This window comes from Streptomyces sp. NPDC111606, from assembly GCF_055656945.1.
The window spans coordinates 349,819-362,873 of record NZ_JBVKBY010000006.1 but is presented as its reverse complement, the minus strand read 5'-3'; the positions used below and the strand labels follow the sequence as shown (position 1 = coordinate 362,873).

At 70.3% G+C, this 13,055-nt stretch carries 12 protein-coding genes; 9 read left to right on the top strand and 3 right to left on the bottom strand.

Annotated features, from left to right (window positions below; translation table 11 throughout):
- The first annotated feature begins 7 nt into the window (after window positions 1–7).
- Genes ACZ7M7_RS23180 through ACZ7M7_RS23170 form a run of 3 tightly spaced genes read left to right on the top strand, consistent with a single transcriptional unit; the run spans window position 8 to window position 1,362 of the window.
- Window positions 8–427: a roadblock/LC7 domain-containing protein gene (locus ACZ7M7_RS23180; RefSeq protein ID WP_383604125.1), complete on the top strand. Its 420-nt coding sequence runs from the start codon at window positions 8–10 to the stop codon at window positions 425–427.
- Window positions 408–788: a DUF742 domain-containing protein gene (locus ACZ7M7_RS23175; RefSeq protein ID WP_383604128.1), complete on the top strand. Its 381-nt coding sequence runs from the start codon at window positions 408–410 to the stop codon at window positions 786–788. Before ACZ7M7_RS23180 ends, ACZ7M7_RS23175 begins: the two co-directional genes overlap by 20 nt.
- Window positions 775–1,362, top strand: a complete 588-nt coding sequence (locus tag ACZ7M7_RS23170) for a GTP-binding protein (RefSeq protein ID WP_472119862.1) — start codon at window positions 775–777, stop codon at window positions 1,360–1,362. Before ACZ7M7_RS23175 ends, ACZ7M7_RS23170 begins: the two co-directional genes overlap by 14 nt.
- A 3-nt stretch (window positions 1,363–1,365) precedes the next feature.
- Here the strand turns inward: ACZ7M7_RS23170 and ACZ7M7_RS23165 are convergent, their stop codons facing one another.
- Window positions 1,366–2,898, bottom strand: coding sequence for a M81 family metallopeptidase (locus tag ACZ7M7_RS23165; RefSeq protein WP_472119859.1), 1,533 nt, complete (start codon window positions 2,896–2,898; stop codon window positions 1,366–1,368).
- Window positions 2,899–2,913: 15 nt separating this feature from the next.
- Window positions 2,914–4,077: an ROK family protein gene (locus tag ACZ7M7_RS23160; RefSeq protein WP_472119856.1), complete on the bottom strand. Its 1,164-nt coding sequence runs from the start codon at window positions 4,075–4,077 to the stop codon at window positions 2,914–2,916.
- Window positions 4,078–4,250: 173 nt separating this feature from the next.
- On the opposite strand from ACZ7M7_RS23160, the gene ACZ7M7_RS23155 reads away from it, so the two are divergent.
- The 6 genes from ACZ7M7_RS23155 (at window position 4,251) to ACZ7M7_RS23130 (ending at window position 11,961) form a co-directional block, all read left to right on the top strand.
- Window positions 4,251–6,008 (top strand): peptide ABC transporter substrate-binding protein, encoded by a 1,758-nt coding sequence (locus tag ACZ7M7_RS23155; protein WP_472119853.1) that lies wholly within the window; start codon window positions 4,251–4,253, stop codon window positions 6,006–6,008.
- Window positions 6,009–6,011: 3 nt separating this feature from the next.
- On the top strand, window positions 6,012–6,971 hold the full coding sequence (locus ACZ7M7_RS23150) for an ABC transporter permease (protein ID WP_383604140.1): 960 nt from the start codon (window positions 6,012–6,014) through the stop codon (window positions 6,969–6,971).
- Between the two features lie 32 nt (window positions 6,972–7,003).
- On the top strand, window positions 7,004–7,876 hold the full coding sequence (locus ACZ7M7_RS23145) for an ABC transporter permease (protein WP_472120263.1): 873 nt from the start codon (window positions 7,004–7,006) through the stop codon (window positions 7,874–7,876).
- Window positions 7,873–9,501 carry a dipeptide ABC transporter ATP-binding protein gene (locus ACZ7M7_RS23140; RefSeq protein ID WP_472119850.1) on the top strand — a complete coding sequence of 543 codons (1,629 nt, stop codon included), beginning with the start codon at window positions 7,873–7,875 and terminating at the stop codon, window positions 9,499–9,501. Before ACZ7M7_RS23145 ends, ACZ7M7_RS23140 begins: the two co-directional genes overlap by 4 nt.
- Window positions 9,498–10,445, top strand: a complete 948-nt coding sequence (locus ACZ7M7_RS23135) for an ROK family protein (protein ID WP_472119847.1) — start codon at window positions 9,498–9,500, stop codon at window positions 10,443–10,445. The genes ACZ7M7_RS23140 and ACZ7M7_RS23135 overlap by 4 nt, the downstream gene beginning before the upstream one ends.
- Window positions 10,446–10,581: 136 nt before the next feature.
- Window positions 10,582–11,961 (top strand): glycoside hydrolase family 43 protein, encoded by a 1,380-nt coding sequence (locus ACZ7M7_RS23130; protein WP_472119843.1) that lies wholly within the window; start codon window positions 10,582–10,584, stop codon window positions 11,959–11,961.
- A 62-nt stretch (window positions 11,962–12,023) separates the two neighbouring features.
- Here ACZ7M7_RS23130 and ACZ7M7_RS23125 read toward each other — a convergent pair whose 3' ends face one another.
- Complete coding sequence (locus ACZ7M7_RS23125) at window positions 12,024–12,980, bottom strand: ABC transporter substrate-binding protein (RefSeq protein ID WP_472119840.1); 957 nt, start codon at window positions 12,978–12,980, stop codon at window positions 12,024–12,026.
- Window positions 12,981–13,055: the final 75 nt, after the last annotated feature.

Below are 13,055 nucleotides of genomic sequence, written 5' to 3'. Positions count from 1 at the left end.
CACCGCCATGACACGCCCCAGCCCCGCCACGGACACCCAGCTCGACCAGTTGCTCACCGGACTGGTGGAGCGGGTCGCCGACGTCAACCACGCCGTCGTGCTCTCCGAGGACGGTCTGGTGGTGAGCAAGTCCACCGGGTTCCTGCGGGACGACGCCGAGCGGCTGGCGGCGACCGCGTCCGGTCTGATGAGCCTCAGCAAGGGCGTCAGCATGGACTTCAGAGGCGGGCCGGTGCGCCAGGCGCTGATCGAGATGGCCAACAGCTATCTGATCCTCACGTCCGCCGGGCCCGGCGCCCATCTCGTGGTCCTCACCAACCAGGGCGCGGACGTCGGCGTGGTGGCGTACCAGATGAACATGCTGGTGAAGAAGATCGGCGAGCACCTGTCGGCGGCACCGCGGGCCCATGTCGGCCCTGGCGCGTGAGGTGGCCGGAGACGATACGGCGGGCAGGCTGGTACGTCCCTTCACGCTGACCGGCGGCCGGACCAAGCCCAGCCGCACCGACTTCACGCTGATCACGACGGTGACGGCGGTGGATCCGCCGCCGGAGCGGGCGCCCCGTCCGCAGCCCGAGCAGACGCGGATCCTGCGGCGCTGCGCCCGGCCCATCGCCGTCGCGGAGCTCGCGGCCCATCTCGACCTGCCGGTGAGCGTGGTCGCCATCATGCTCTGCGATCTGCTGGAGGCGGGCCTGATCACCGTGCACCCGCCGCACCCCGTCACCCCCCGCACCCCGGACCTGGACCTGCTGCAGAAAGTGAGGGACGGCCTTGGCCGGCTCTGACACCACCGTGGAATCGGTCGCGCCGCCCGACACGGTCAAGATCCTCATCGCCGGCGGCTTCGGCGTCGGCAAGACGACGCTGGTCGGGTCGGTCAGCGAGATCGCCCCGCTGCGCACCGAGGAACCCCTGACCGCCGCGGGCGTGGGTATCGACGACCTCAACGGCATCGAGGAGAAGCGGGCCACCACCGTGGCCCTGGACTTCGGCCGGATCACCATCAGCCAGGAGCTGGTGCTCTATCTGTTCGGTACGCCCGGGCAGCAGCGGTTCTGGTTCATGTGGAACGACCTGGCGATCGGCGCGCTGGGCGCCGTCGTCCTGATCGACGTCCGCCGGCCGGAGTCCAGCTTCGCCGCGATCGACTTCTTCGAGCGCCGGCAGATCCCGTTCGTCGTCGGCGTCAACGGCTTCCACGGCGAACATCCCTATCCCGCCGACGAGATCAGGGACGCCCTCGCGCTCCCGGAGCATGTCCGGGTGCTGCTGTGTGACGCGCGGGAACGCGAGTCGTGCCGGGACGTGCTGATCGCCCTGATCGACCAGTTGATCGCCGACGCCCGGCAGGCGGGCTGAGCGTCACTCCTCGGGGCCGGTGAGCGGCCGGTTCGCGGGTGCGACGATCCTGGCCGTGAGGTCGGGGGCGGCCATCGCGGGGTCGAAGGGGAACATGGGCCGGCGAATCCGGTGGTGGCCGAGCCGCACCAGGTCCTGGTCGACGCCGCCCGGGGTGAGCGCCATCTTCCAGTCGGCGGCCATGGCGAACAGCTCGGGCTCCAGATAGCCGATCTTGACGATCACGATGTCGGCCGCGCGCGGGTCCAACTCCAGGTCGGTGAAGTCGCGTTCGAGGTGGTAGGGCTTTCGCAGCCGGGTCAGGATCACGTGCACGCCGCCCACCCGCAGCACGGCCTCCGTCTCGGCGTCCCGGTCGCCGTGGCGTACGGAGTGCACCACGCCGGTCATCGTGAGCGGCCCGGCGTGCCGGTCGTCGACCTCCGCGCCCGCGGTGACGGTGACCGTGGCGCCGACGCCGGCCTTCACCGCCGTGTCGACCGCGGACGGGCCGGGCAGGGAGGCGTACAGGACGACCGGGCCGGAAGGGTCCTCGAACTCCGGGCGGGCCAGGACGTGTTGGAGTCCCCAGGTGACGTCTCCGGCGCCGCCCGCCGTGGGATTGTCGCCGGTGTCGCTGATGAAGTAGGGGCGGGCGCCGGCGGTGAGGGCCTCGTCGAGGCAGTCACCGAGGGTGCCGGTGGGGGCGACGAAGGCGAAGTCGTGGCGGGCGTCCCAGAATCCGCGGGCGAGACGCTCGGCGCCCGCGGTGACGGCGGCCTCGTCGGGTCCGGTGACCACGACGGCGGCCCGGTTGCGCGGTTCGTCGGCCCAGGCGTACCCGACCCAGATCGCCGCGTCGGTCACCCCGTCGGCCGCTTCCACGTCCTCGACGGCCGCGTACACGCTTTTCGCGGGTTCGATACGGGTGGAGGTCTGCTCCCCGGCCAGCAGCACCGGCACCGGCACCCAGGCCTTGGCGGGACGGGGCGCGCCGCTCGCCAGGAGGTCGACGAGGTTGCGGGCGGCCCGCTCCTTGGTCTCCATGGCGTCCTCGTGCGGGGCCATCCGGTAGCAGGTGATCAGGTCGCTGAGGTGGACGAGCGGCCGGGAGACGTTGCCGTGCAGGTCCATGGAGGTCGACACGAGGACGTCCGGGCCGATCACCTCGCGTACGCGGGTCAGCAGGTCCACTTCCGCGTCGTCGAGCCCCTCGACGGTCATCGCACCGTGGATGTCGTACCAGAGGCCGTCGAGCGGCCCCAACTCCCGTAGTCGATCGATGAGTTCGCGGGACAGCTCGGTGTACGCGGCCGCCGTCACCGTTCCGCCGGGCAGCGCCTTGCCGACCAGGGCGCCGCGCCAGTCGGCGGCGTCCCTCAGTGGCTGCCCCGGGGCCAGGAACGGGTAGCGGTCGAGGACGTCCGGTCCGCGCCGCGGGTGGAAGGCGGGGGCGTCGGTGCGGGCCGGGGAGAAGGTCGACGACTCGATGCCGAGGCCGGCGATCGCGATGACGGGACGGGGGCGGGGCCGGAGCTGAGGCTGGGGCTGGGGCATGGCTCCTCCTGAGGGTCAGGGGTGGGTGCCGGCGACCGAGTGCAGCGCGTGGGCGAGGGCCCGCTGGAGGGCGAACTGGCCCGCGCCGACCAGGCCGGCGTCGGCGCCGAGGCCGGCCCGATCGATGACCAGGTGCTCGGTGACCAGCGGATGGCAGCCCTCGTACAACTGGCTGCGCACGGCGGCGACGAAGGGCTCCAGCGTGGAGAGGATGCCGCCGAGGTACACGGCGTCGGGGTTGAAGAAGTTGACGTTGGCGGCCAGCACCATGCCGAGGTAGCGGCCGGCCTGCCGGACCGCGCGCGTGGCCTCGGGGTCGGCGTCACCGGCGAGGCGTACGACGTCCTCGGTGGACGTCACCTCCAGGCCCCGCTCGCGCAGGATGCGGACCAGTGCCGCTCCCGAGGCGACCGTCTCCAGACACCCGGTGTTCCCGCAGGAGCAGGGGATGTCGTGGGCGGCCTCGACGCGGACGTGGGTGATCTCGCCGGCCGCGCCCGAACCGCCCCGGTAGAGGCGGCCGTCGGCGATGACGCCCGCGCCGATGCCGGTGCCCGCCTTCACCATGATGGCCTGGCGTTGCCCGGCGGGCCGGACGCTGTGCTCGCCGACGGCCATGCAGTTGGCGTCGTTCTCGATGGCCACCGGGACCCCGAACCGTTCCTGGAGCCAGTCCCGTACCGGGAACCGGTTCCAGCCCGGCATGCGCGCGGGCAGTGTCACCAGGCCCGTCTCGACGTCGACCGGGCCCGGCAGACAGAGGCCGACACCTCTGAGGGACTCCCGCCCGTTCCGCTCGGCAAGGCCCTCCAGGGTCTCGACCAGGCCCGGCAGCGAGGCCTGCGGTCCGTCGGCCGTCGCGAACGGCACCGTGGAGACGTCCGTGAGACCGCCACCGGGGTGGACGACGCCGACGTGGGCGTGCTTGCCGCCGAGTTCGGCCGCCACGGCGTAGCCGTCACCGCCGCCGAGCCGGAGCACCTTGCGCGGCCGTCCGCCGGTGGACGACATGGTGCCCTCCTCGGTGACCAGGCCGTAGTCCAGCAGCTTGGTCACCGCGAACGAGACCGTCGACGGCGCGGCCCCGAGCAGCTCGGAGAGCTCCGTGCGCGTGGACGCCTGCCCTGAGGCGAGGAGTTCGAGGATGCGCCGGGTCAACGACCCACTTTTTTCAGTCATGGACGAAGTTACTTCCGTCATCTGCGGTCGGGACAGCGAGAGTAGGCCGCAGGAGTGCCCTCCGGGCTAATTCCAGAACAGCAGAAACATACTTTTTACAGCGGCACTCCTGTTTCTTCGAACGGACGGGGCTTTCACTGACTGCACCTCGCTTCTGTCCCCTGAGGAGAGCCATGTCCCCTGCTCGCACGAGACTCCTCGCCGCTGCCGCCGCCCTGTCCGCCGGCACGCTGCTGCTCGCGGGCTGCTCCGGGAGCAGCGGTACGCCGACCGGATCCCGCGACTCCATCAACTACGCGCTGCCTGCGAACTTCACGCCGAACTGGATCCTGCCGATCGGCACCGCGGCGCATCTGAACACCAACAACATCTCCATCGCGAACACGCTGTGGGAGCCGCTCATCGCCTACGACGGCTCCACCGGCGAGATCGCCTGGAACAAAGCCGGCTCGGTCGCCACCGACGCCGACTTCGCGCCCGACAACAAGAGCGTGCGGATCACACTGGGCGACCGGCACTGGAGCGACGGCAAGCCGATCACCTCCCGTGACGTCCAGTTCTGGTTCGACCTCATCAAGGCGAACAAGTCGGAGTGGGCGGGCTACAACCCCGGTCAGGCGCCGGACAACTGGACGTCCTTCAAGACCGAGGACGACCGCCACTTCACCATCACCTTCGACAAGGCCTACAACCCGCAGTGGATGCTGGCCAACGAGCTGAGCTCGATCACACCGCTGCCGCAGCACACCTGGGACAAGGGCGGCGACGCCAAGCAGGTGTGGACCTACCTCAACAACGCCGCGAAGAACATCGGCGACTACGAGAAGAACGCCCTCTGGAAGACCATCAGCGGCCCCTACGCGGTCAAGTCCTACTCGACGGCCGGCAAGGTGGTCCTCACCGCCAACAAGAAGTACGACGGCGGCGAGAAGCCGGCCATCCCCACGGTGAACCTGCTCCCCTTCACCACGGCCGAGGCCGAGAAGAACGCCCTGCGCTCCGGCAGCGTCGACTACGGCTACCTCGAGGCGACCGACCTCGACCAGAAGGAGAGCTTCACCGCGCAGGGATACGGGGTGAAGCCGTGGTCCGGCTGGGCGATCACCTACATGCCGTACAACTTCAACAACCCGGCGATGGGCGCGGTGTTCAAGCAGCTGTACGCCCGTCAGGCCGTCCAGCGCTCCATCGACCAGGCAAGTCTGGCGAAAGTCGTCTTCAACGGGACCGCGGTCGCCGGCTACGGCCCCGTCCCCCAGGGGCAGGCGTCGGACTTCGTCTCCCAGGTGCAGAAGGACGACCCGTACCCCTTCTCGACGACGGCCGCCCGGGAACTGCTGACCGGTCACGGCTGGAGCGAGCAGGGCGGGGTCATGACCTGCACGAGTCCCGGGACCGGGGCCGCCCAGTGCGGTGAGGGCGTCGCCGGGGGCACCGAGTTCGAGATGCAGGTGCTGTCGCAGTCCGGCTCGACGGTCACCGACAACATGATGAGCGCGATCCAGTCCTCGCTCGCCAGGACCGGCATCAAGTTCTCGATCAAGACCGCGCCCGTCAACTCGGTGCTGGCGCAGACCCCGCAGTGCAAGGCGAGCCAGTCGATCTGCAAGTGGCAGCTGTCCTTCTTCGGCACGGCCGGCAGCTGGTACTTCCCCGCCTTCCCGACCGGTGACTCGCTGTTCCAGACCGGCGGCGGCTCGAACTTCGGCAACTACTCCAACCCCGACGTCGACAAGCTCATCTCCGCCTCCACGACGTCCGGTTCGACGAAGGCGGTCCAGGACTACAGTGCCGCGCTCGCCGAGGACCTGCCGGTGATCTGGCTGCCGGAGCCCGTCTACCAGGTCTCCGTCATCAGGAACGGCCTCGGCGGCTTCTCCCAGGACTCGCTCGCCAACTTCCACCCCGCGCAGTGGAAGTGGACCGGCTGAGGCATGGACACGCTCCTGTATCTCAGCCGCCGGCTCCTCCAGGCCCTCGCGGTGATCCTGATCGTCACGATCGTGGTCTTCTGCCTGCTGCACACCCTGCCCGGAGGCCCCGCACGCGGGATCCTCGGACCGCAGGCGACGGCCCAGCAGATCGCCGCGTTCAACCACGAACAGGGGCTCGATCGGTCGCTGCCCGTGCAGTACGTCTACTACCTGCGCGAGTTGGCGCAGGGTGACCTCGGCACGTCGTACACCCTCAACGAGGCGGTCTCGCGGCTGATCGGGCAACGGCTGCCGAAGACGCTGGTGCTGACCGTGCTGTCCGCGCTGGTCGGGCTGCTGCTCGCCGTCCCGCTCGGGATGTGGCAGGCCGTGCGGCGCAACAAGCCGGCCGACTACGTCATCACCACGCTGAGCTTCGTCGCCTACTCGACGCCGGTGTACTTCCTGGGTCTGATCCTGGTGCTGGTCTTCACCCAGGCCCTGCGGTGGTTTCCGTCGCAGGCGCCCCAAGGGGACACGTTGGCCCAGGTGTTCGCCGATCCGGCGGCGCTGGTGCTTCCGGTCGTGACCGGGGCCGCGTCCATGGTGGCCGTGTTCAGTCGGTACATGCGGGCGGCGACGCTGGAGAACCTGTCCGAGGACTATGTGCGGACGGCTCGCGCCGGGGGTGCCGGGCAGTACGCGGTTCTGTTCCGGCACGTGTTCCGGAACTCCCTGACGCCGGTGATCGCGATGCTCGGGTACTACGTGCCAGTGCTGTTCGGTGGGGCGTTGGTGGTCGAGCAGCTGTTCAACTACCCGGGGATGGGGCTGTTGTTCTGGTCCGCCGCGCAGTCCTCCGACTATCCGGTGTTGCTGGGGTGCGTGCTCGTCATCTCCGTGGCGACCGTCGTGGGGACCTTGCTTGCGGATGTGGTGCAGCGGGTTGTCGATCCTCGGGTCAAGGAGGGGCGGGCGTGAGTGGTCGTGTTGAGGCTGCGGGCCGGTGGAAGCTGGGCACGCCCCGCGGCGGAGCCACAAATCGAAACAGCCCCGCGCCCCTGAAAGCTCGCTTCGCGCGCAATCGGCTCGCCATGGCCGGGGTCCTGATCGTTCTGTTCTTCCTGCTCTTCTGTTTCGTCGGTCCGCTCCTCTACTCCACCGACCAGACCCACACCGATCTCACCCAGGTCAACCTCCCACCCGGCCCGGCCCATTGGCTGGGTACCGACGCCGTCGGGCACGACCAGCTCGGGCGGCTGATGTACGGCGGGCAGGTCTCCCTGCTCGTAGGGCTCGCGGCCGGGCTGCTGGCCACCGTCATCGGGACGTTGTGGGGTGCGGTCGCCGGGTATGCGGGCGGCTGGGTGGACGCGGTGATGATGCGGGTGGTGGACGCCGGGATCGCGATTCCCGCGCTGTTCATCCTGCTGGTCGTCTCCGCGATCGCCACGCCGGGCACGGTCGGTCTGATCGTGATCCTCGGGTTGGTGTCGTGGCTGGTGCCGTCCCGGCTGGTACGGGCCGAGACCCTGACCCTGAAGAACCGCGACTACGTGTTGACGCTGCGGGCGACCGGCGGCACGCACGGCCGGGCGATCCGGCGGCACATCCTGCCCAACTCGGTGTCGACGATCGTGGTCGCGGCGACGTTCCAGATCGCCGACGCGATCCTGCTCGTCGCCTATGTGTCGTATCTCGGGCTGGGCGTCCAGCCGCCGAAGACCGACTGGGGCGGCATGCTGTCGGCCGGTCTGACGGCGGCGTACTCCGGGCGCTGGTGGCTGATCGTTCCGCCGGGCCTCGCGATCATCCTCGTCGTGTGCGCGTTCAACGCGATCGGCGACGGCCTGCGTGACGCCTTCGACGTGAAGGGACGCGGATGAACATCCTCGAGATCGCCGACCTGGGCGTGACCTTCTCGACCGACACCGGTGACGTGGCCGCCGTGCGCGGAGTGTCGCTGCACGTACGGCCCGGCGAGACGCTGGCCCTGGTCGGTGAGTCCGGGTCCGGCAAGTCGACGGTGGCGCTCGCCGCGATGGGGCTGCTGCCGGGCAGCGCGCGTGCCTCCGGGCGGGTGACGGTGGACGGCGCCGAGGTGGTGGGCGCGCCGGAGGCCGCGCTGGCCCGGCTGCGGGGCCGTACCGCCTCCATGGTCTTCCAGGAGCCGGCGACCGCCCTGGATCCGCTGACCCGGGTCGGCTCCCAGATCGCGGAGGTCATACGGAACCATCGGGAGGTCTCCCGGTCGGAGGCCGCCCGTGCGGCGGTCGAACTCCTGCGCCGCGTCGGCATTCCCGAGCCGGAGAGGCGAGCCTCGGCCTTCCCCTTCCAGCTGTCGGGCGGGCAGCGCCAGCGCGTCGTCATCGCCATGGCGATCGCCAACTCACCGGGCCTGCTCATCGCCGACGAGCCGACCACCGCGCTCGACGTGACCGTGCAGGCCGAGATCCTCGATCTGCTGCGGCGGTTGGCGGCCGACTCGGACACGGGCGTGCTGCTGGTCACGCACAACATGGGCGTGGTCGCCGACTTCGCCGACCGTGTCGCCGTGATGCTGCGGGGTGAGGTCGTGGAGACGGGGACGGTGGAGGACGTGCTGTTGCGGCCGCAGCACGAGTACACACGAGGCTTGCTGGCGGCGGTGCCCCGGCTGCGGCTGAGCGGTGAGGACCCGCCACCGGCGCAAAAGGCGCCCGTGGTGCAACTGCGCGACGTGTCCGTGCGGTTCGGCCGGGTCCGGGCACTGGAGGGTGTCTCCCTCGACGTCCGCCCCGGCGAAACCGTCGGTCTCGTGGGCGAGTCCGGGTCGGGCAAGTCGACGGCGGCCAGGGTCGCGCTCGGGCTCATCGCGCCCGCCTCCGGCTCGGTGTCGCTGTTCGGCACCGACCTGGGCCGGGCCCGTGGCCGCAAGCGGCGGGCTCTGCTGTCGGGTGTCGGCGTGGTGCTCCAGGACCCGGTGGCCTCGCTGGACGCGCGGATGAGCGTGGCGGAGTGCGTCGCCGAGCCGCTCCGGGTGCACCGGCGGGGCATGACGGCGGCCGAGCGGCGGGCCAGGGTGGCCGAGGTGCTGGAACTGGTACGGCTGTCGCCGGAGTTGGCGGGCCGCGGGCCGCGTGAGCTGTCCGGCGGTCAGCGGCAGCGGGTGAGTCTCGCGCGGGCGCTGGTGCTGGACCCCCGGCTGCTGGTCGCGGACGAGCCGACGAGCGCGCTGGACGTGAGTGTGCAGCGCACGGTGCTGGAGGTCATCGCCGAGTTGCAGCGTGAGCTGGGCTTCGCCTGTCTGTTCGTCTCCCACGACCTGGCCGTCGTGCAGGAGTTCGCGCAGCGTGTCGTCTTCATGCGGGAGGGCCGGATCGAGGAGCAGGGGCCGACCATGACGACCCTGCTGCGCCCGGAGACGGAGTACACGCGCCGGCTCATCGCGGCCGTGCCCGTACCGGATCCGGTGCTGCAACGGCGGCGCAGGGAACGCCGGGCGGCTCTCGGGACGGGGGCCGGCGCATGACGCGTGGAGTGCTGGCCGGTGTCGACATCGGCGGTACGACGACCCAGGTGGTGCTGTGCGACCCGGACCTCGGCGTCCTGGACCGCGTCGGCGTGCCCACCCCGGCCTCCGACGGCGGGGCGGCGATGGTCGGCGCCGCGCTGGATGCCGTACGGCTGCTGCTGGGCCGTACCCCCGCGCGGCTGCTCGGCGTCGGGGTGGGCGCGGCCGGCGTGGTGGACGCGCGGGCCGGGCGGGTACTGGTGGCCAGCGACTCGTTCCGCGGCTGGGCCGGGTTCGCGGTGACGGCGGCGTTCGAGGAGGCGCTGGGCGTACCGGTGTTCCTGGACAACGACGTCAACGCCTTCCTGCGCGGGGAGGCGACGGCCGGTTCGGTGGCGGGCGAGCCCGAAGTGCTCGGGATGACGCTGGGCACGGGGGTCGGCGGGGCGCTGTGGCTGGGCGGCGTGCTCCACGACGGCCCGCACGGCGCGGCGGGCGAGATCGGGCACGTGCCCGGCTTCGGCGACCTGCCCTGCACCTGCGGCGGTCGCGGGCATCTGGAGACCCTGGCCTCCGGCCGCGCGATCGCCGGCCGGTACGCCGAGCGCACGGGCCGTTCACGCACGTCCGGGGAGGTCGCCGAGGCCGCGCGGTCGGGCGACGGGGACGCGCTCGCCGTGTACGACGCGGCGGGGGCCGCCGTCGCCCGCGCCCTGCTCGTCACGGCGGGACTGCTGGACGTCACCATGGTGGTCGTCGGCGGTGGCGTGAGCCGCTCCTGGGCCTTGCTGGAGCGCTCGATCCACGCGGCCCTGACCGCCGAGCCGCCCGTCAGCGGCCATCCCGTCCGTGTCCGGCCGGCCGGGCTCGGCGCCGACGCGGTGGCGATCGGGGCGGCGGCACGCGCGCGTGCGGAACTGGGGCCCCTGGCGGGCCGGGTGGCGGAAATCCGCCAAGGGTGACCGAGTGATTGACGCGCACCTCGCGCTCTCCTACCTTCTGGTCGATTCACCGAACTCCGTTCGATATACCGACAGTTCGGCATGCTCGTCCACCCCGACCACAAGGCCCGCACCCCCACACCCCCCTGGAGCGCAGATGGCCCACCCCTCCCGCAGACACGTCCTCGGCATGGCAGCGACCGTTCCGCTCGCGGCGACCGGCGCCCTGACCCTCGGAGCCGGGACGGCCCACGCCGCCGACTCGGCGTACGTCATGGCCTACTTCACCGAGTCCACCACCATGCTCGAGGCCGACTACGGTCTGCACCTGGCCGTCAGCACCGACGGTCTGCGCTGGATGCCGCTCAACCAGAACAACCCGGTGGTCACGCCGGCCCTGGGCGCGGGCGGACTGCGCGATCCGTTCGTTCTGCGGAAGCAGGACGGCACCTTCGTGGTGCTGGCGACCGACCTCAAGGGCACCGACTGGAGTCGCAACAGCGTCAACATCCACGTCTGGGACTCGACCGACCTGCGGTCCTTCACCGGCTACCGACTGCTGAAGCTGCACGACATGACGGGCACCCACAGCTGGGCGCCGGAGGCCTACTGGGACGCCGGACGCGGGCAGTACGGCATCCTCTACTCGTCGGTGAACAGCAGCGGCCACAACGTGATCATGGTCAGCTACACCACCGACTTCCGCACCACCCAGAATCCGCAGGTCTTCTTCGACCCCGGCTACGACGTCATCGACGGCAATCTGACCGTGGGCGTGAACGGCGTCAACTACCTCTACTTCAAGCGCGACCAGACGCTGGTCGGCGCCCGGTCCACCTCGCTGAACCCCGGCAGCTTCACGGTCTTCAGTACCCCGGCCGCACACGGTGGCACCGAGGCGCCGACGGTGGTGAAGTCGCTGACGTCCAGCACCTGGTACCTGTGGGGAGACACGTACACGCCCAACGGCGTCTTCTACGCCTGGCAGTCGAACGACCTCGCCGCCGGCACCTGGACGGCGCTCGACCAGCGCCTGTACACCCAGCCGCTCAACTCCAAGCACTGCGGCATCCAGCCGATCACCCAGGCCCAGTACACCAACCTGGTCTCGCACTGGGGCGCTCCGGCCTGGAACCGGCTCAAGTCGTACAACCACCCGGCGCGTTACGTCCGGCACAGCGGCTTCGCCGGGCGGATCGACGAATACCCCTTCGATCCGTTCCCCGACTCGCAGTGGAAGCTGGTGCCGGGGCTCGCCGACTCCTCAGGCGTCTCGTTCCAGTCGGTCAACTACCCGGCCCGCTATCTGCGGCACTACAACTACGCCCTGCGTCTGGACGAGAGCGACGGCACGTCGACGTTCGCGGCGGACGCGACCTTCTACCGGACGGCCGGGCTCGCCGACGCCTCCTGGGCGTCGTTCCGCTCGTACAACAACCCGACCCGCTACATCAGGCACTCCGACTACGCCCTGCGTATCGACCCGGTCTCCACGGCCACCGAGCGTCAGGACGCCACGTTCCACGTCGGCTACTGAGCGGCCTCGCACAGGGTGGGGTGGTGGCGGCACCGGCCGGCCACGACCCCACCTCGATCACGTCAGTTGAGGCCGGCCGACTTCAGCCAGGCCTTCGCCACGTCCAGCGGGTCCTTGCTCTCCAGTTGCACCTGGGAGTCCAGGTCGAGGAGCGTCTTGGTGTCCAGCTTGGCCGAGACCGCGTTGAGCGCTTCGACGCCCTCCTGGGAGAGGCCGCTCTTGTACACGAGCGGGGTCACGTTGGCGAAGCCGAAGAGGTTCTTCGGGTCCTTGAGGACGACGAAGCCCTCCTTGGTGATGGTCGGGTCGGTGGTGAAGATGTCCGCGGCCTGCACGGTGTTCTTCGTCAGCGCCGCCTGGGTGAGCGGGCCGCCCGCGTCCAGCGCCTTGAAGGACTTGAACTTCAGGCCGTATTCGGACTCCAGGCCCTGCAGGCCCTGGTGCCGGGTCTGGAACTCGGGCGAGCCGCCGATCACCAGGTCCGGGGCGATGTCCTTGAGGTCCTCGAGGCTGGAATCGGCCGTCAGCTTGTGCTTCTTCGCCGTCTCCGCGTTGATGCTGACGGAGTCCTTGTCCTCGGCCGGCGAGGACTCCAGCAGCGTCAGCTTCGCGTCCAGCTTGCCCTTGACCGCGGCGTTCACGGCGTCCGCCGACTTCTGCTCCGCCTTGTTGTCGAGGTAGGCGAGCAGCGAGCCGTTGTACTCCGGCAGGACCGTGATGGAGCCGTTCTTCAGCAGGCCGTAGGTCGTCTCACGGCTGCCGATGTTGGGCTTGTAGGTGACCTTGATGCCCTTGGCCTTGAGGGCCTCGCCGTAGATGTCGGCGAGCAGGATGCTCTCGGCGAAGTTGTTCGAGCCGACGACCACGGTGTCGCCGCTCGGCTTGTCCCCGGCCAGGGGGTCGGACTTGTCGTCGGAGGAGGAACATCCCGCCAGCAGCGCCGCCGTGGCGGCGAGCGCGACAGCGGCCGCGCCGGGATGGTTCCTGAAGGACCTGCTGCTTACGGCGGTGGAAGTCACGATTCCCGTTCCGGTTTGTGGGGGTTGGAGGGCCGACCCCGAGGTCTGGGCAGAACTCTCCACTGATCCAATCCA